The sequence below is a fragment of the Binatus sp. (SeqCode) genome (assembly GCF_035272065.1).
GTDB lineage: Bacteria > Desulfobacterota > Binatia > Binatales > Binataceae > Binatus.
Map to the genome: position 1 here is coordinate 49487 of NZ_DATEQZ010000114.1, position 19032 is coordinate 68518.

Here is a 19032-nt window from a genome sequence, read left to right on the forward strand (position 1 = left end):
GCTCTTATGGACCAACTATACTTCGTCGTTCACACGCATTGGGATCGCGAATGGTATCAGCCGTTCCAGCAGATGCGCGCGCGGCTGGTCACGATGGCCGACCGCATGATCCCGCTGGTTGAGCGCGGCACGATTCCGTCGTTTCACTTCGACGGCCAGACGATCGTGCTCGACGACTATCTCGAGATGCGCCCGCGCGCCGAGCGGCGGCTGCGCAATCTGATTCGCGCGGGCAAGATCCAGGTCGGGCCGTGGTACGTGCTCGCCGACAGCTTCCTGGTGAGCGGGGAGTCGCTGATCCGCAATCTCGAAATCGGCATGGCGATCGCGCGCCGCTTCGGCCGTCCGCTCGACGTCGGCTACCTGCCTGATCAGTTCGGGCACATCGCGCAGATGCCACAAATTCTCGCCGGCTTCGGATTCACGACCGCGGTGCTGTGGCGCGGAGTCGGCGCGGACGTAAATCGCAATCGCTTTGTCTGGGAAGCGCTCGACGGCAGTTCCGTGCTGACGGTCTATATGCCCAACGGCTATTCGAACGGCGCGAATCTCCCCCTCGAATCGGTTGACAGCTTCGTCGCGCGCGCCGAACGCATCGCGGACCGCGAGCGCGACTTCGCCGCGGGCACGCCGATCCTCGTGATGACCGGTACCGATCACGCCGAGCCCGACCCGCGCCTCACCGCGCGGATCATCGAGGCGCGCGAGATTTCCGCAATGACCTTCGAGACGGGCTCGCTCGAGGACTATGTCCTCCGGCTCGCCGAACTTCCGCTCGACGGCACGCCGCGCCATCGCGGCGAACTGCGCTCGCCATTGCGCTCGCATCTGCTGCCCGGCGTCACCTCCGCACGCACATGGATTAAGCAGCGCGACTTCGAGAATTGCCGCGCACTCGAGCGCTATGCCGATCCGCTCGCCGCGCTGGCCAACGCGCTCGGGCGCGGCGCCAGCCTCGACGCATTCCTCGAGATGGCGTGGCGCACCGAGATTCAGAACCATCCTCACGATTCGATTTGCGGATGTTCGGTCGATCAGGTGCACATCGACATGCGCTACCGATTCGATCAGGCTGCGATGCTTGCCGAGACCGCCGTGCGCCGCGCCGCCGCGTTGTGCCTCAATTCCCGCAACGTCGACGCGTCGGAGATTGCCGTATTCAACCCATCGCTCGCTCGCCGCGCGCTTGTGACCGGCGAAGCCGAAATTGCCGACCCGGACGCGCGTTATGTTGTCGAGACTTCCGACGGCCGCCGCATCCCGGTTGCGATCGACGTTGCCCGCGAGCAGCGTGCGCTCGATTCCGATATGCCGACGGCGGAATTCAAGTCGATCGTCGTCGGCTTGAGCCAACCGGCCGTCTTCGGCCGCACCGTGAATCGCTTCGAGATCACAACCGCGCCGGACGGCCGCCTGCAGGTGAATCTTTTCATGAGCCGGGCCGCGTTCAGCGATCTCGATCTCGAGCAATTCAGGCACGCGGTTCGCACGCGCATTCCCGATTCGGGCTCGATGCGCATCCATGCGACCAGCGCCGCACGATGCGCCGTCAGTTTCGTCGCCGACGATCTCGCGCAATCGGGATTCAGCTTCTATCGCCTGGTGCGCGACGATTCCGCCGCCGTGCCGGCGAGACCCGAATCGGTCGCGTCGATTGAGAACGAATTCTTCCGCCTGACTCCGACGCCGCGCGGCCTGGAGATTCGCGATCTCGCGCGCAACACAGCGATGGAGCTGTATTTCGAGGACGACGGCGATCGCGGCGACGAGTACAACTTCGATCCTGTCAGCGATGGTGCGTCGATCGCGAGTCCTGCCTCGATATCCGCGAGCGTTGTTGACAATGGCCCCGTGCGCAAGCGCATCAAGCTCTCGATGACGTTCGAAATACCTGCCTCGCTCACTACAGATCGACGCGCACGCTCGCCGCGACGCGAGCAACTCGACGTCGCACTCATCGCGACGCTCTACCAAGGCTTCGACCGCGTCGATTTCATCGCCGACGTTACGAATCGGTCGCAAGACCATCGACTGCGGGCCGCCCTGCGCACGCCAATCTTCGCCACCGAGGCCGTGAATGACACCAGTTTCGGCGTGCTGCGCCGCCCGCTCGCGCCGTCAGAACCGCGGGGCACCGAGGACATCTATCCGACCGTGCCTCAGCGCACGTTCACCGCCGTCGAGGGCGCTGAGTTCTCGGCCGCGCTCGCGAGCCGCGGCATCCTCGAGGTCGAGGCGCGGCCCGAGCGCGCGGGCACGACGATTCTTCTGACTCTTTTGCGATGCGTGGGGTGGCTGTCGCGTTCCGATCTCGCGACGCGCCGCGGCGGGGCCGGACCCGAGCTAGAGACGCCCGACGCCCAGGAACCGGGCGAGCATCGCTTCGAATTTGCCGTCGCGACTTTTCGCGGGAGCTATCTCGAGAGCGATTTGTCGCAACGCGTCGAGGCGTACACGTCGCCACCGCGCGTTTTTTCCGGCCGCCGCGGCGAACGCGATTCCGCCGCCTCACTCTTCGGATGCGACAATCCGCGAGTAATTTTCTCGACGGCGCGCCCCCTTGCCCGCGCGAACTCCTACAAAGTGCGCGTTTACAGCGCGTCGCAGGCGCCCGAGACCGCCAGCTTCACCTTCGCCGCCGGCCGCCGCGCGCGCATTGTCGACCTCCGTGGACGTCCAGTGAAGCGCGCCGGCCTCAAGCGCTCGCGCGACGGCGCCATCACGCTCGAACTGAAGCCGTTCGAGCTCGTCACGTTCGAGGTGCGCGCCCGGCCTCCCGCCGAGTGAAAAACTGAAAATATTTTCCGAATTGATCATCAAAAGGGATTGATCGACGGCGCAATTTCACTATCTTGTTTAATCCGAGTTTGGATTCGAGCGCGATTGGTGTGTTGCGGAATTGAAACGAAACAAATCGTCGTGCGTATCAATTGACGGATGAGCCAACTGACTTGAGGAGCGCTAGCGCAAGAATGAGCGAGAAGATCACGGTTCGCACCGTGTACGATTTCCCCGTTGCCGGTCATCTGTGCGAGGACGGAACCGTGCGTTACGTCAAACTGGTGCGCCGCGCCGGCCAACAGCCCGAAGGGACCTGCCCGCAGTGCAAGATTTCGTTTCTGTATCAAAAGCCCAAAGCCTCGAAGGCCGCACGCCATCCCGAGGGCGAGGGCATCGTCCACTTTTAGATATTGCCGAAATCAGCTCCGCTATTTTCCCTGATGCGCGCCGCTTGCCGAGTCGCCGCCGTGGCCGCGCGACTTAACGAGCATGATTCGCGGGCCCTTGTAGTATCGCGCGGCCTCGTCGCCGACGAACGCCCATCCGTCGTTGGGATCGAACCACGCATGAAGCTTGGGCACGAAGGCTGCGACGATCACGTTCAACCATCCGAAGTCCGGCCGCACTTCGACTCGCAGCGCTTCGGCGCCATAGGCCGTCCACACCGCATCTCCCGGATCGATATTCACGCTGATCGCAAATATCGTCGGGTTCGGCGCGCAGTTGAAGACGTGCAACTCACGACTGATGCCTCTGTCGCCCGCGCGCAAAAAATCCTGGATCGGAATCACGATGCTCGCGCCCGCCCAGGTGTCCTCCGGGATGCTCAGCCGCTCGGACTGCTCGCTCTTCTGTCCGTCGGCGTTGTCGATGCACGTTCCCGCTCCCGTCTTCAGATCGGCGTGCGCGCGTTTCAGGATCGAGCCGTCGGCGTTGTAGAACGTGTGATCGAATTCCACCAGCTTGGGTAGCTGTCCCGCGCCTTCCAATTCCAGGTGCGCTGTCTCGACATCGGTCTGACCGTCAAAGTAATCGTTCTCGCCGCGCAGCGTCGCGCCGCCGGGCGCACGCTCTATTCGGTAGCGGCCGTGTCCGATCGCAGCACCGCTATCCGGGTTCAGAATCGCAAAATTAGTCGGCGGAAAGCTGAGCGCATTCGCCGACAACGCGGGCCGCGTGCACGCGATAGTCAGGATTATCGCGAGCGCCGCGGCAATCCATCGCCGCTTCCGTATCGCAATCATGCCCTTGCCAACGCGCAACCTGTCTGGAACGTTAACTCGGCTGGCGATCTGCGCGCCAGCCGCACGATCAAAGGCTATCATGCTCGATACAATCTTCAGCGCGAACCTCCACATCAAGCGCATGCAATCGCGATCCGCCCGCGCGCTCTTCCGCGTGGGCATCAGCGCGAATCTCGCAACGATTCTCGCCGCGCTCGCCGGCATCGCATCCGGCGTCGCATTCGCGAGCGCGCATCCTACCTGGGCCATCGCGGCGCTAACTCTCAGCGCCGCCTTCGACGCGCTCGACGGCACCATCGCGCGCGAATGCGCCGCGCCCAGCACCCTCGGCGGCGTGCTCGACCTGTCGGCCGACCGCGTCGTCGAGGCCTGTGTGATCGTCGGCATCGCGTGGCGCGATCCCGCCCTCTATTTCCCCGCCCTGGTCCTGGTAGCCACCTGGTACGTGAACATCACGATATTCCTGGCGGTAGGCGCGGCGCTGGAAGGCCCCGGCGCAAAATTGATCGAGTACCCACCCGGAATCCTCGAACGCACCGAAGCAATAATCTTCTTCATAGTGCTAGGACTGATCGAAGCGACGCCGCTCCTGCGCCCGCTTGGCCCACTACTCTGCTACGCGATGGCCTTGCTGGAAATCGTCACCGGCGCCCAACGCCTGCTATTCGGCCTGCGAATGCTGCGCTCGCAATAATCCCGCTCCCATCAGACGCTCGCGCTACTCGACGGTTACTGACTTCGCGAGGTTGCGTGGCTGATCGACGTCGGTGCCGCGCTCCGATGCTATATGGTACGCGAGCAATTGCAGCGGCACCGTCATCAGCACGGGCGTCAGCATCCGGTTGGTCTCCGGCACCTCGATAATTTCGTCGGCGACGCTTTTCAGCTCGGCGGTCGCGTGATTAGTCACCGCGATAATCCTCCCGTTGCGCGATTCGACTTCCTTGAGATTCGACATCGACTTCTCGAACAGGCCGTCGTTGGGAATTATCACCACCACCGGCATCTTGTCGTCGATAAGCGCGATCGGCCCATGCTTCATCTCGCCCGCCGAGTAACCCTCGGCGTGAATGTAGGAAATTTCCTTCAGTTTGAGCGCGCCCTCGAGCGCAATCGGGTAGTTGATCCCGCGTCCAAGGAACAGGAAGTCCCGCGCCTGTGCGTACTTGCGCGCGATCGACTGAATATTCGGCTCGCTCTCCAAGATAGCTTTGATCTGTCCGGGGATCGCGAAAGCCGGTTGCAGCAACTTACCGGCGTCGGCCTCGGACAGGCGTCCCATCCGCACCGCCAGATGAATCGCGAACAGGTAGTAAGCCTCGAGCTGCGTGAGAAAGCATTTGGTGGTGGTGACGCTCGTCTCGGGACCGCATCGCGTGTACAACTGCGCGTCGGCCTTGCGCGCGATCGACGAGTCCACCGTGTTGGTGATCGCCAGCAAATGCGCCCCGCGCGCGCGCCCTTCTTCCATCGCGGCGATCGTGTCGGCGGTCTCGCCCGACTGCGACACCGCGATGATCATCGTGCGGGCGTCGATCGGAGGCCGCCGATAGCGGAACTCTGACGAGTAATCGACCTCGACCGGAATCCCGGCCAGCTCCTCGATCATGAACTTGGCGACCTGTGCCGTGATCCACGACGCGCCCGCACCGAGCATCACGATCCGCCCGATCGACGCAGGGCCGCCCGCCGGCAGCAGCTCGCCCTCGAAGCGCACTGTGGATGAGCCGCCATCCGCGCGTCCCGCCATCGTGTCGATCCATGCCTGCGGCTGATCGTCTATTTCCTTGCGCAGGTAGTGCCGGAAGCCTCCCTTGGTGGCGGCGACTGCGTCCCATTCGACTTGACGCGGTGCGCGAGTAACCTCAGTGCCGTCGAACTTCATCAGCCGCGCGGTGGTCGCGGTGACCTCGGCAAGCTCGCCGTCTTCGAGCACGAGCGCGCGGCGCGTGTGCTCGAGAATCGCGGGAATATCCGACGCGATGAAATTCTCGCCGTCGCCCAACCCCAGCACCAGCGGCGTGGCGGTCTTTGCGGCGATCAACTTGCCGGGTTCGGTTTCCGACAGCACGACGATCGAGAACGAACCGCGCAGGCGGATGACGGCCTCGCGCACGGCCTCGGTCAGTCCTCGCCCAGTTTTGAGCTTCTCTTCGATGAGGTGCGAGATCAGCTCAGTATCGGTTTCGGAGCTGAGCTTGTGGCCGCGTGCGAGCAGTTCGGCGCGCAGCTCGACGAAGTTCTCGACGATGCCGTTGTGAATGACGGCGACCGGGCCGGCTTTGTGCGGATGCGCATTCTCTTCGGAAGGGCGGCCGTGCGTCGCCCATCGCGTGTGTCCGATTCCGATATGGCCTTGCAGAGGCGCGTCGGCCAGCAGGTGGCGCAGATTTTCGAGCTTGCCCTTGGCGCGCCGAATTTCGAGCTTGCCGCTATCGACGATAGTTGCGACACCGGCCGAGTCGTAGCCGCGGTATTCGAGGCGTCCGAGTCCTCCGAGGAGGATTGGGTAGGCCTCGCTCGGCCCGACATATCCGATTATTCCGCACATAGTCGTTCGCTCCTCTCCCTGACCGAAGAGAGCTTTGCGAAACGGGCTCGGCGTTCTTCCCCTCTCCCTGCCAGGGAGAGGATGAAGGTGAGGGTCCTTATACAGCGCGCATTTTTCGCGCGCGATTCAAGATTCTGCCTCTTCTCTGCCCGCGTGCCGACTTTATGCAAAGCTCTCCTGATCGAAAGGAAGTTACGGAGTTATCCGAACCACACGAACGCAGCGATAGCGAACTGATTTGTAGGGGAGAGTTTAGAAAATCACGTCAGAGCCGGACGCTCTGCCACTTAAGGCGCATTTTGTCGCGCGGTCACCCGCACGGTTTTTCTCGCCTCTATCGACTGTGGAGCCGGGAAGCCATCCGCCGAATCTTTCGATACTGCTTCCACCTCGTCAACTCATCGCCCGCTACGGCCATGAGTCCTGGCGCTACTCTCGCTTTTTGTTTTCTATCGCTTCGACCGCCACCTCGTTGCTGTGATTATTCCCGCAAGGTCGCGCGAGTTCAAGCGACGCGTTTGTCGGGTTAGTGGGTCAGTTTAATCGGACTGGCTCGGACGGTCTAATTTCCCGACTTGTCGCGAGAAATCTATCAAGATGGTGACTATTGCGGCGCCGATCCCGACTCCGACAGGAAGCATCCCTCTGCCCCAGGTCCACCTCAGAATCAGGAAAGCCACAAAAGAAAAGACCGCAGATCTGAGTAGTATCAAGATCACTCGAGTGCGGCGGCGTTCCAACGGCATCGGAATTCAAACTGACCCACTACGGTCTGGTCTTATTGATCCTTCTTGCGCCGCAAACTGCCGTCGGGGCTGTCGTTGTGGCGTTTGCGCCAGGTTGCCATCCAGCCGGACTTTTCGCGCTGCGGATGATGCGACATCACGAGCGCGCCGTCGGGAACCTCGCGGATGATCGTCGTGCCGGACGCGACGTAGACATCGCTGCCGACCTTGACCGGCGCGACGAGTTGCGTGTCGCAGCCGACCATGCAGCGATCGCCGATTTCCGTGTGATGCTTTTCGTAGCCGTCGTAGTTCACGGTGATGACGCCGCATCCGATGTTGGTGTCGGCGCCGATAGTGGCGTCGCCGAGGTAGCTTAGATGGCTGGCTTTGGTGCCGCGGCCGAGGCGCGCTTTTTTGGTCTCGACGAAATTGCCGATGCGATTGTGGCCGGCGAGTTCGGTGCCGGCGCGCAGGTTAGCGAACGGGCCGATTTCGGACTCCTCGCCGATGATGCAATCTTCGGCGCGCACGCCCAGCTTCAGATGGCATCGCGGGCCAATCGTGACGTTGCTCAGCCATGCGGTGCCGTCGATTCGCACGCCCTCGGCGAGCTTGCACGCGCCGAGAATCTGGACGTTGGGACCGATCACGCAATCGGCCGCGATTTCCGCTTGCTCAGAAATGTAGGCGGTCGAGGGATCAACGAGTGTGACGCCGGATTGCATCAGCTTTCGGTTAACGGCCGCACGAATTTCGGCTTCCATATTTGCCAGCTCCTCGCGCGAGTTGATGCCGGCGAACTCCACCGGGTCGTCAGCAGCCCACGCTTCGACTTTTTCGTTTCCACAGCGCGCACGCGCAATCGCGACGATATCGGTCAGGTAGTACTCATCCTGGGCATTCGCCGGTTTCAGCTCGGCGAGCGCAGAGCGAAGCAGGGCGCTATCGACGATGTAACAGCCGGTGTTGATTTCCTTGATGGCGCGCTCGGCGGGTGACGCGTCGCGGAACTCGACAATTTTGTCGACGTTGCCGCGCGCGTCGCGAATCACGCGGCCGTAAGCGGCGGGATCCTCGAGAATGATGCTGATGAACGATAGCTTTGCGGCGCGCTTTCGATGGGCGTCGAGGAAAGCGCGCAGAGTTGACCCCTTGATCGCGGGCATGTCGCCGTAAGTGATTAGCACGTCGCCAGTGAAGTCCGCGGGAAGCTGGCCGAGACCGCATCGCGCGGCGTCACCCGTGCCGCGCTGCGGCTCCTGGAGCGCGAATCGCGCGTTCGAGGAATTTACGGCGGCCTCGACCTCGCGCGCTTGGTGGCCGACGACGATCACGATTGGATCGGGCTTAAGTGCGGCGACGGCTCGAACCGCGCGCGCGATCATCGGCTCTCCGCAGAGTTCGTGCAGGACCTTGGCGCGCTCCGAGCGCATCCGGGTGCCTTTGCCGGCGGCGAGGATGATAGCCGCGACGTTACTCGTAGTCATCGAAGTTCGAGACTTTCCAGGTGTCGGCGTCCTTGCGTGCCGTGATCAGCCAGTTGCGATTGAAGGTGCCGCCTTCGGGCACGTCGATGGTCGCGCGAAACAGGAACTCGATATGGTCGGTGGCGTCGCGCTCGGCAGTGAGCTTGTAGTGCACGACGGGCTTGCGGGTGTTGGCGTCGATTTTCTGATTACCGATTAGTTGAATCTCGTGACGCAGCTTGTCGAGTGCCAGCCCCGTACAGAACGGCTCGGCCGCTTTCAGATCGATCGCGACATAGTATTGGTCGATGAACCGATCGACGACGCCGCGCGCGCTGTTCGCCGGATGGCATCCGATCGCGACGATCGAAGCGAACGCCGTGACGAAGAGAAGCTGGGCGCATCGGTCATGAAGCTGGGATTTGCGGGACGTCATGATCTTTTCTTGAAGAGAGCCTCCAGCTTGTCCTGGGCGCCCGTCTTCGTTTTCAATTGCGCCTTAGCGGCGGCGTCTCCCGGGATAAAATATTCGCAGAAGTTGAATCGTTCCTTGTCCACCACCCGCTCCGAGATCGTCTCGCGGCAACTGTTGTTGTAGGCCAGATCGTAAAATCCGCAGTTGCTGCACGAGTGCATCGCGCGGCCGCATCCAGGGCACTCGTCGCGAAAACCGACACGATCGCCAGTTACAATCTCTATTTTTCGGGCGCAATTCCAACAGTTCATCGGGAAGCGGCGAGTTCTTCGTGCGGCATGGTGCTCCGCGGGACTGGAATGCGAGGGGCTTGGAAATGCACGCTTTTTCGGCCGAATCGCCGCTGATAGCATAGCCGCTCAGATGGGTGCGCGCGAGATGATGGAGGTGGAGGTCGAGGCGTTTGCCGCGGCGCTGAGAAAAGCGTCGCGCGCGGCGGACAATACGGTGACGAACTATCGCCGCGACCTGCTCGCGTTCCGAAGTTTCCTGCTCGAGCGCGCGGCGATATTGGGCAAACGCGTCGATGAAATCGACGTCGCGAGTATCACGGCGGATCATATCCGGAGCTATCTTGCTGAATTGATGAAGACAGCAAAACGGGCGACCGTCCAGCGCCGACTTAGCGCGATCAAGGCGTTCTTTCGATATCGCGAAACGACGATTGGCGTGGCGAGCCCGGCGCGATCGATTCGCTCGCCGAAGAACGAACGGCGGCTGCCGTCGATATTGCAGGAGGACGAAGTTCGCCGGCTGCTCGAGTTTTCGTTGGCGCCGCACGACTCGACGCCCGCGTCGATTCGCGACCGCGCGATATTCGAGACGCTGTACTCGTCTGGGCTGCGCGTCGGCGAGTTGGTCGGGCTGGACTGGCGCGATATCGACGAAGAACTCGGGATGGTGATGGTGCGGGCGGGCAAGGGCAACAAGGATCGGCTGGTGCCGCTCGGCGAGCCGGCGCTGGACGCATTGAAAAAGTGGAAGACCGCAATGCCGATAGCGTGGGAGCATAACGGTCCCGTGATTACGAATCTTCGCGGCGGACGGCTGACCACGCGCAGCGTCGAGACGATACTGCAGAAGAGAATTGAGGCCGCGGGCGTGAGCTCCGGTGTCACACCCCATGGGCTGCGTCATTCTTTCGCAACGCATATGCTTGGCAATGGAGCCGACTTACGGTCGATACAGGAAATGCTCGGTCATGCGAGCCTAGCGACGACGCAGCGCTATACTCATGTCAGCGTGAATCATTTGAAAGAGGTTTATCGACGTGCCTTCCCACGAGTCTGACAGGGGTATCGAGCCGGGCGCCGAATTTCGCCACACGACGATTCTGAGCGTGCGCCACGAGGGGCACGTCGTCATGGCGGGTGACGGGCAGGTGAGCGTCGGACAAACGATCATGAAGGCCAAGGCGAAGAAGGTGCGCCGGCTGCATCAGGATCGCGTGCTGGCGGGATTTGCGGGATCGACCGCGGACGCGTTGACGTTGTTCGACAAGTTCGAATCGAAGCTGCAGGAATACAATGGAGTGCTGCGGCGCGCAGCCGTCGAGCTGGCCAAGGACTGGCGCACGGATCGAATCCTGCGGCGGCTCGAGGCGATGCTGGTAGTCGCGGACAAGGAGAGCTCGCTGCTTATTTCGGGCGTCGGCGACGTGCTCGAGCCTGACGATGGAATCCTCGCGATCGGATCGGGCGGCAATTTCGCGCTGTCTGCGGCACGTGCGCTGATTCGCCACGGCTCCGGCATGACTGCGCGCCAGATTGCGGAAGGCGCGATGAAGATCGCGTCGGAAGTCTGCGTTTACACCAACGACCAATTCGTGTTCGAAGAATTGTAGCCACAAAATCCTGGAATCCAACAAGATGGCAGTTCCACAAGTGATGACGCCGCGCGAGATCGTCTCGGAGCTCGATCGCTATATTGTCGGGCAGCATGACGCGAAGCGCGCAGTTGCGATCGCGCTGCGCAATCGATGGCGGCGGCAGAATGTCGCGCCCGAGTTGCGCGACGAAATAGCGCCGAAGAATATCCTGATGATCGGGCCGACCGGCGTCGGCAAGACGGAGATTGCGCGGCGGCTGGCGCGGCTGGCGCAGGCGCCATTCGTCAAGGTGGAAGCGTCGCGCTACACCGAGGTCGGCTACGTCGGGCGCGACGTGGAGTCGATGATCCGCGACTTGGCGGAGTGTTCGGTCAAGATGGTGCGCGACGAAGCTCGCGATCGCGTCGCGGTCAAGGCGCGCGAGAATGCCGAAGAACGATTGCTCGATCTCCTGTTCCCCACGCCCACCAAGGTTCGGCGTCCTGCCGGTATAACGCCGGAGGGGCATCTCGAGGCGATCGACAGCGACTCGCACAAGGACACGCGCGAGAAGTTGCGCAAGCTGCTGCACGGCGGCCATCTGGACGATCGCGAGGTCGAGCTCGAGGTCAGCGCAAACGCCGCGCCGAATATCGAGGTCTTCACGCCGCAGGGTATGGAAGAGATGGGCCTCAACATGAAAGAGCTGATGAATCAGCTCATGCCCAAGAAGACGCGCACGCGCAAAGTGAAAATCCCCGAGGCGCTCGAGCTGCTGACGACGGAGGAAGCGGCGCGGCTGGTGGACATGGAGGCGGTGGCGCACGAGGCGATCACGCGCGCCGAGCAATCGGGGATAGTGTTCATCGACGAGATAGACAAGATTGCCGGGCGCGAGTCGCACGGGCCGGACGTCTCGCGCGAGGGCGTGCAGCGCGACCTGCTGCCGATCGTCGAAGGATCGACGGTCAACACGAAATACGGCGCGGTGAAGACCGATCACATTTTGTTTGTCGCGTCGGGGGCGTTTCACACGTCGAAACCGTCGGACCTGATTCCCGAGTTCCAGGGACGCTTCCCGATTCGCGTCGAGCTGAAGGCGCTGACGCGCGAGGACTTCATCCGCATCCTGACCGAGCCCGAGAACGCGCTGACGCGGCAGTACGTCGCGCTGATGGAAACCGAGGGCGTTCGTATGCGCTTCACCGAGGACGGGGTCGCGGCGCTGGCGGAGATTGCGGCCAAGGTGAACGCGCGCTCGGAAAATATCGGCGCGCGCCGGCTGCATACGGTGCTCGAGCGGCTGCTGGAAGAGCTGTCGTTCAACGCGCCGGAGATGCAGGATCGCGAGCTGACTATAGACGCCGCGTACGTTCACGGCCGCCTCGACGAGATCGTCAAGGACGAGGATCTGTCGCGCTATATTCTGTAGCTCGCGTCTGCCCGTTACACTGGTATTAGCTGCCCGGCAGGCGATGGATTGCGCCGCGCGCGCAATACTGTTTTGATTTCCCTTTTCGGCTTTCGGGTTTCGGCGAGGTTCTTTGAGGCGTGAAAGAGGCCATCCATAATCGAGCCGACGTGCTCATCGAAGCGCTGCCCTACATTCGGCGCTTTCGCGGCAAAACGTTCGTCATCAAGTACGGCGGCCACGCGATGCAGACCGAGGAGATGCGCGAGAGTTTTGCGCGCGAGGTCGTGCTGCTCGATCTGGTGGGCATCAACCCGATAATCGTGCACGGCGGCGGGCCGCAGATTACGGAACTGATCGGCAAGCTCGGGCTGAAGTCGCGGTTCGTGCGCGGGATGCGCGTGACCGATCCGGCGACGATGGAAGCGGCCGAGATGGTCTTGCAGAGAATCAACAAAGATCTCGTCGCGACGATTTCGCGCATGGGCGGGCGCGCGGTCGGGCTGTCGGGCAAGGACGGCGACCTGATCAGATCGCGCAAGATGCGGATGGTCGTGACGGACGACAACGGCAAGCGCTCGCGCGTCGATATCGGGTTGGTCGGCGAAGTCGATCGGGTGAATCCGGAAGTGCTGCGCACGCTCGAGGCGAGCAACTTCATCCCGGTGATTGCGCCGACCGGGTTTGGGCGCGACGGCCAGACCTACAACATCAATGCCGACACTGCGGCGGGCGAGATTGCAGCCGCGCTCAAGGCGGAAAAATTGATCCTGCTGAGCGACGTCGAAGGCGTGAAAGACAAGGACGGCAAATTGCTCTCGACGCTCGACGCGGCGGAAGCGCGGCGCCTGATCGCCCGCGGCGTGATCCATGAAGGGATGATTCCGAAAGTCGAGTGCTGCATCGAGGCGCTGAATAAGGGTGTCGCGAAGACGCACATAATCGACGGTCGCAATAAGCACGCGGTGCTGCTCGAAATCTTCACCCGCTCGGGAATCGGCACTGAAGTCGTCCAGCGCCGCGCAAAGGTTTCGGCGCTGAGCGATACGGCGCGCAGCGCGGAGGGCGGCAAAGCTCGATGAACAACACCGAGATAATAGAACTCACGCATCGCAACATGGTCGATGTTTACGGATGCCTGCCGATCGCGTTCGCGCGCGGGCATGGCGCGTACCTGTACGACGCCGACGGTAACCGCTATCTCGATTTTTTCTGCGGGCTCGCGGTCACCAGCCTCGGTCATGGAAATCCGCGCGTCGTGCGCGCGATCAAGGAGCAGGCGGAAAAGCTCACGCACGTTTCCAACGTGTTCCACACCGAGCCGACGGCGCGACTGGTCGAGCGGCTGGCGAATCATTTCGGCGAGGGAAAAGTCTTCCTTGGCAACTCGGGCGCTGAAGCCAACGAGGCCGCGATCAAGCTCGCGCGGCGATGGGGCAGCGGACGTTTCGAGATTTTGACGACACTGGGATCGTTCCACGGGCGCACGCTCGCGACAGTGAGCGCGACTGGCCAGGAGCGGTACCATCAGGGGTTTCAGCCGCTGATGCCCGGTTTCAAGATGATCCCGTTCGACGATGTCGCGGCGCTCGATCGCGCGCGGCGCGACGAAACCGTCGGCGTGATGGTCGAACCGATCCAGGGCGAGGGCGGCGTGGTCGTGCCGCGCGCGGATTACCTGAAGCGCGTGCGCGACTGGTGCGATCGCAACAAGATGCTGCTGATTCTGGACGAAGTGCAGACCGGAATGGGGCGGACGGGAAAATTCTTCGGGTTCGAGCACGCCGGTGTCAAACCGGACATCGTGACGCTGGCCAAGGCGCTGGGGGGCGGGCTTCCGATTGGCGCGATGATCGCGCGAGCGGAGATTGCGTCGAGCTTCACGCCCGGCAGTCATGGCAGCACGTTCGGCGGAAATCCAGTGGCGTGTGCGGCAGCGGTTGCCGTGATCGACGCGCTCGAACAGGACGGCGTGCTCGAGAACGCGACGAGCGTCGGCGGTTACATGCTCGAACGCCTCGGCAAGTTCGCGCGCACTTGCGATCGAATCGTCGAGGTTCGCGGACTCGGAATGATCATCGGCGTGGTGCTCAAGCACGACGCGCGTCCGATCGTCGAGGAGTGCCTCAAGAATCGGCTGCTCGTCAACGCCACCGCGGGCAACGTGCTGCGGCTGCTGCCGCCGTTGAACCTCACGCGCGAGGAGGCCGACGCCGGACTCGCGATCATCGAAAACGCATTCAAGAACGCGCTGATTCCGAAATGAAACGCGATTTTCTCGATCTCAGCTCGCTCACGCCGGCTGAACTCGACGGATTGCTCGCGCTCGGCGCGCGGCTCAAGGCCGAGCTCAAGATAGGACTTGAGCATCCGTACCTGCGCGGGCGGACGCTCGCGATGGTGTTTCAGAAGCCGTCGCTAAGGACGCGAGTTACGTTCGAGACCGGCATGGCGCAGCTTGGCGGGCATGCGATTTATCTCGCGCCGAATGATATCGGTATTGGCGAGCGCGAATCGGTGAAGGACGTCGCGCGCAACATTTCGCGGGCCGTGGATTTGATCATGATTCGCACGTTCTCGCACGAGACCGCGGTCGAGCTTGCGCGCGAGGCAACGGTGCCCGTCATCAACGGGCTCACCGATTTGCTTCATCCATGCCAGTTGCTCGCCGATCTGATGACGTTGCAGGAACGCTTCGGGCGCGACCTCAGCAAAGTGCGCGTCGCGTTCGTCGGCGACGGCTTCAACCTCGCGCAGAGCTGGATCGAGGCGGCGGCGCTCGCGGGTTTCGAGCTGCGGCTCGCGTGCCCAAAAGGCTACGAGCCTGAGAAGGAGTTCATGAAGCGGCTGCGCAACGAGGAGGTCGGTACTCTCACCGACGATCCTGCCGAGGCGGTGAAGGACGCGGACGTGGTTTACACCGACACGTGGACCTCGATGGGCCGTGAGAAGGAAGCGGCGCAGCGCCGTCGCGACTTCAAGGGCTTCCAGCTCAACGACGCGCTGCTGAAGAACGCGCGCAAGGGCGCGATCGTGATGCATTGCCTGCCGGCGCATCGCGGCGAGGAAATCACCGACGACGTGCTCGACGGCCCGCGCTCGGTGGTGCTCGATCAAGCGGAGAACCGGCTGCATGCGCAGAAGGCCGTGATGGTCTGGCTGATACGTCCTGAAATTTTGCGGATTTCGCCGTCGCCGGAATGATGACGTAGGAATCGTGGCAACTGAGAAAATAAAAAAGCTGGTGCTTTCGTACTCGGGCGGACTCGACACGTCGGTGATGCTGCGCTGGATCAAAGATCATTTCGGATGCGAAGTGATCGCATACTGCGCGGAAGTCGGTCAGGGCGACGAGACCGAGGGTCTCGAAGAGAAGGCGCTCAAGACCGGGGCGAGCAAACTTCATATCGTCGATCTGCGCGAGGAGTTCGCGCGGGACTTCGTATTCCCGATGCTGCGCGCGAACGCTGTGTACGAGGGCTATTACCTGCTTGGCACGTCGATCGCGCGGCCGGTGATCGCCAAGAAGTTGGTCGAGATTGCGCGCGAGGAAGGCGCCGACGCGGTCGCGCACGGTGCGACCGGCAAGGGTAACGACCAGGTGCGATTCGAGTTGACGTTTGCGCGGCTCGCGCCGGATCTGAAGATCATCGCGCCGTGGCGGCGAACCGATTGGCCCTTCGTGGGCCGCGCCGACATGCTCGCATACGCCAACGAAAAGAAGATTCCCGTGCCCGTGACCACCGAGAAGCCGTACTCGATGGATCGCAACCTCGTTCACGTCAGCTACGAGGGCGGTATCCTCGAGGACCCTTGGCGCGAGCCTTACAACGATATGTTTCGCATGACGGTGTCCCCCGAGGACGCGCCGAACAAGCCGGAGTACGTCGAAATCGAATACGCCGGCGGCAATCCGGTCGCTGTCAACGGCGAGCGGCTCGCGCCCGCGCGAATCATCGAGCGCGCCAACGAGATCGCGGGCCGCCACGGGATCGGCCGCGTCGATTTGGTGGAGAACCGCTACGTCGGAATCAAATCGCGCGGAGTTTACGAGACGCCCGGTGTGACGATCCTCTTCCACGGGCATCGCGCGGTTGAGCAACTCACGCTCGATCGCGAGGTGATGCATCTGCGCGACTCGCTTATCCCACGCTACGCGGAAATGGTGTATTACGGATATTGGTTTGCGCCCGAGCGTGAGGCGCTGCAGGCACTGGTGGACGATACGCAGAAAAACGTGAACGGTGTGGCGCGGCTGAAGCTGTTCAAGGGCGGCGTGTGGATCGCCGGCCGCAAATCGCCCAACTCGCTGTACGATCCGAAGATCGCGAGCTTCGAGGAAGCGGGCGGTTACAACCAGGCCGACGCCGACGGATTCATCAGGCTCGCAGGCGTGCGGCTTCGAGCGCTGGCTCGCGCCACTAAAAAAGGCGGATAGAGTTGGGAAAAGTCATCCAGTTCAAGCCGCCGCGCACACAGCCCAAGCTCGTGCCCCGACCGCGCACCGGAGATTGCGATCACTGCCATCACAAGATGGACGTCCACATCACGCATCCCGACGGTTCGATGAGTTGTGCGGCGCGCGGATGCTCGTGCCAGCTGCGGCCCCTCAATTGATTCGCTCGTCGCGGATTACTCCGCTCGTTTCACAATGAAAGTGGGGCGCAGCCGGAAAAATCTCATACGGGGAAGATTTGCGCGGGGACGTCTGCCCGAAGTCGAGGCGTTCACCGCGTCGTTGCCCTTCGACCGCCGGCTTTTTCGGCACGACATTCGCGGATCGATCGCGCATGCGCAAATGCTCGCGAAGGTCGGGCTGCTCAAGGCCAGCGAGTCGCGCGCGATCGTTGGCGGGCTCGAGCGCATCGAAAGTGAAATCGCGGATGGCCGCTTCAAGTTCGATATCGCCGATGAGGACATCCATCTGGCTATCGAGCGCCGGTTGATCGCGCTGATTGGCGAGCCCGGGCGCAAGCTCCACACCGGGCGTTCGCGCAACGACCAGGTCGCGCTCGATATGCGGCTATATCTCCGCGACGAGATTGCCGGCGTGATTGCGCTGGTCGCCGGGCTGCGCGCGACGCTCATTCGGCTCGCCAGGCGCCACGTCGCGACGATCATGCCCGGCTATACGCACATGCAGCGCGCGCAGCCGGTCACGCTCGCGCATCATCTGCTCGCATACGTTGAGATGCTTGGCCGCGATAGCGAACGCTTCGAGCAGGCGGCGGCGCGCACCTCGGTTATGCCGCTCGGCGCCGGCGCTCTGGCGGGGACGACGCTGCCGCTGGATCGCAAGATGGTCGCGCGGGCGCTGGGTTTCAAGGCGATCACCGCCAACAGCATCGACGCCGTGTCGGATCGCGACTTCGTCGTGGATTTTCTGTTGGCCGCCGCGCTCACGCAGGTGCATTTGTCGCGGATGAGCGAGGAAATAATTCTCTGGACGAGCGCAGAGTTCGGGTTCGCGTTGTTGCCCGACGAGTTTTCGACCGGCAGCTCGATGATGCCGCAGAAAAAGAATCCCGATCTGCTCGAACTGATCCGCGGCAAGACGGGCCGCGTGATCGGCGATCTGGTCGCGATGCTGACCGTGTTGAAGGGTCTGCCGCTCGCCTACAACTCGGACTTGCAGGAAGACAAGGAACGCGTGTTCGACGCGCTCGACGCGCTGAAGCCGGCGCTCGATCTGTTCGCGAAGCTATGGCCGGCGCTGCGGTTCGATGCGAAACGCATGCGCGCGGCGGCTGGAGGATTTGCGCTGGCGACGGATCTCGCCGAATACCTGGTCGGTCGCGGCACTGCGTTTCGCCAAGCGCATGAAATCGTCGGCGCGATAGTTCGCGAGGCGGCCGAGGCGGGCAGAACGCTCGAGGACTTGAGCATCGCGGAGTTGAAGAGGTACTCCAGCGCATTTGGTGCCGACGCGATCGCGATTCTTCGAGCCCAGAACTCGGTCGCGCGGCGCACGATCGAAGGCGGTCCGGCGCCGTCCACAGTCAAGCGCCGCCTCAAGGAGCTCGGACGTCGATGAATCGGAAACGCAACGGTGCGAACTGGCTGACGCTCGGGCTCATGATTGTTGCGCTCGCGAACGTGGCGTTCCTTGGATGCGGCGTGAAATCGCAGCCGATACCGCCGGAGGCCGCGCGTCCGGAGAAAATCCTGGGCCTCGAGGCCGCGAATGCGAAAGAGGGAATTCGGCTGACCTGGGATCGCCCCGACAATTACGCCGGTGGCGCAAAGATGAACGACCTCGGCAGCTTCTCAATCTCTCGCGCGCAGGAGGGCAAGCCGGCAGAAAAGATTGGCGACATCCAGGTGCATGACGAAGGGCGTTTCCAGGTGCAGCGCACATTTACCTTCATCGACGGCGCGACCATCATGGGCAAGACCTATCACTACCAGGTGACTTCTAGCACTACCGACGGTTACCTCAGCGAGCCGTCGAACGACGTGACGATCATACGCAAGCACGCATCGGCCCCGCCGAATCCCGAGAATTTCGTGGTGCCGACGCCGGTCCCGCTTAAGTAGAACAGGGTGCGAGTGGAGCCGCGGCGAGCGTC

Annotated in this window: 18 protein-coding genes; 13 read left to right on the plus strand and 5 right to left on the minus strand. The window is 62.5% G+C overall.

What is annotated here, in order from left to right; translation table 11 throughout:
- Window positions 1-6 precede the first annotated feature (6 nt).
- Window positions 7-2787 (plus strand): glycoside hydrolase family 38 N-terminal domain-containing protein, encoded by a 2781-nt coding sequence (locus VJX68_RS18325; protein WP_324097174.1) that lies wholly within the window; start codon window positions 7-9, stop codon window positions 2785-2787.
- A 185-nt stretch (window positions 2788-2972) separates the two neighbouring features.
- On the plus strand, window positions 2973-3188 hold the full coding sequence (locus VJX68_RS18330) for a hypothetical protein (protein ID WP_324097175.1): 216 nt from the start codon (window positions 2973-2975) through the stop codon (window positions 3186-3188).
- Between the two features lie 21 nt (window positions 3189-3209).
- On the opposite strand, the gene VJX68_RS18335 is transcribed toward VJX68_RS18330, so the two are convergent.
- Complete coding sequence (locus tag VJX68_RS18335) at window positions 3210-4025, minus strand: hypothetical protein (protein WP_324097176.1); 816 nt, start codon at window positions 4023-4025, stop codon at window positions 3210-3212.
- A gap of 79 nt (window positions 4026-4104) precedes the next feature.
- Between VJX68_RS18335 and VJX68_RS18340 the strand changes: the two genes are divergently transcribed.
- Window positions 4105-4719 carry a CDP-alcohol phosphatidyltransferase family protein gene (locus VJX68_RS18340; protein WP_324097177.1) on the plus strand — a complete coding sequence of 205 codons (615 nt, stop codon included), beginning with the start codon at window positions 4105-4107 and terminating at the stop codon, window positions 4717-4719.
- Between the two features lie 24 nt (window positions 4720-4743).
- Here the strand turns inward: VJX68_RS18340 and glmS are convergent, their stop codons facing one another.
- From glmS to VJX68_RS18360, 4 genes are all read right to left on the minus strand, one after another.
- Window positions 4744-6576 carry a glutamine--fructose-6-phosphate transaminase (isomerizing) gene (glmS, locus tag VJX68_RS18345; RefSeq protein WP_324097178.1) on the minus strand — a complete coding sequence of 611 codons (1833 nt, stop codon included), beginning with the start codon at window positions 6574-6576 and terminating at the stop codon, window positions 4744-4746.
- A 778-nt stretch (window positions 6577-7354) separates the two neighbouring features.
- Entirely contained in the window at window positions 7355-8791 is a 1437-nt protein-coding gene (glmU, locus tag VJX68_RS18350) for a bifunctional UDP-N-acetylglucosamine diphosphorylase/glucosamine-1-phosphate N-acetyltransferase GlmU (RefSeq protein ID WP_324097179.1), read from the minus strand.
- A complete protein-coding gene (locus VJX68_RS18355; RefSeq protein WP_324097180.1) occupies window positions 8778-9206 on the minus strand; it encodes a hypothetical protein in 429 nt (142 codons plus the stop codon). Before VJX68_RS18355 ends, glmU begins: the two co-directional genes overlap by 14 nt.
- A complete protein-coding gene (locus VJX68_RS18360) occupies window positions 9203-9406 on the minus strand; it encodes a hypothetical protein (protein ID WP_324097181.1) in 204 nt (67 codons plus the stop codon). Before VJX68_RS18360 ends, VJX68_RS18355 begins: the two co-directional genes overlap by 4 nt.
- A 202-nt stretch (window positions 9407-9608) precedes the next feature.
- On the opposite strand from VJX68_RS18360, the gene VJX68_RS18365 reads away from it, so the two are divergent.
- From VJX68_RS18365 to VJX68_RS18410, 10 genes are all read left to right on the plus strand, one after another.
- The gene (locus VJX68_RS18365; protein ID WP_324097182.1) at window positions 9609-10535 is read left to right on the plus strand and encodes a tyrosine-type recombinase/integrase; all 927 of its coding nucleotides are present in this window, start codon (window positions 9609-9611) and stop codon (window positions 10533-10535) included.
- Entirely contained in the window at window positions 10516-11088 is a 573-nt protein-coding gene (gene hslV / locus VJX68_RS18370) for an ATP-dependent protease subunit HslV (RefSeq protein WP_324097183.1), read from the plus strand. Before VJX68_RS18365 ends, hslV begins: the two co-directional genes overlap by 20 nt.
- Window positions 11089-11113: 25 nt before the next feature.
- The gene (gene hslU / locus VJX68_RS18375) at window positions 11114-12484 is read left to right on the plus strand and encodes an ATP-dependent protease ATPase subunit HslU (protein WP_324097184.1); all 1371 of its coding nucleotides are present in this window, start codon (window positions 11114-11116) and stop codon (window positions 12482-12484) included.
- 119 nt (window positions 12485-12603) lie between these two features.
- Complete coding sequence (gene argB, locus VJX68_RS18380; RefSeq protein WP_324097185.1) at window positions 12604-13545, plus strand: acetylglutamate kinase; 942 nt, start codon at window positions 12604-12606, stop codon at window positions 13543-13545.
- Window positions 13542-14729, plus strand: a complete 1188-nt coding sequence (locus tag VJX68_RS18385) for an aspartate aminotransferase family protein (protein WP_324097186.1) — start codon at window positions 13542-13544, stop codon at window positions 14727-14729. Before argB ends, VJX68_RS18385 begins: the two co-directional genes overlap by 4 nt.
- Window positions 14726-15667, plus strand: a complete 942-nt coding sequence (gene argF / locus VJX68_RS18390; RefSeq protein WP_324097187.1) for an ornithine carbamoyltransferase — start codon at window positions 14726-14728, stop codon at window positions 15665-15667. Before VJX68_RS18385 ends, argF begins: the two co-directional genes overlap by 4 nt.
- 13 nt (window positions 15668-15680) lie before the next feature.
- A complete protein-coding gene (locus tag VJX68_RS18395) occupies window positions 15681-16901 on the plus strand; it encodes an argininosuccinate synthase (protein ID WP_324097188.1) in 1221 nt (406 codons plus the stop codon).
- A gap of 2 nt (window positions 16902-16903) precedes the next feature.
- A complete protein-coding gene (locus tag VJX68_RS18400; RefSeq protein WP_324097189.1) occupies window positions 16904-17080 on the plus strand; it encodes a hypothetical protein in 177 nt (58 codons plus the stop codon).
- Between the two features lie 34 nt (window positions 17081-17114).
- Complete coding sequence (gene argH, locus VJX68_RS18405) at window positions 17115-18497, plus strand: argininosuccinate lyase (RefSeq protein WP_324097190.1); 1383 nt, start codon at window positions 17115-17117, stop codon at window positions 18495-18497.
- Complete coding sequence (locus VJX68_RS18410) at window positions 18494-19000, plus strand: hypothetical protein (protein WP_324097191.1); 507 nt, start codon at window positions 18494-18496, stop codon at window positions 18998-19000. Before argH ends, VJX68_RS18410 begins: the two co-directional genes overlap by 4 nt.
- The last annotated feature ends 32 nt before the right edge of the window (window positions 19001-19032 follow it).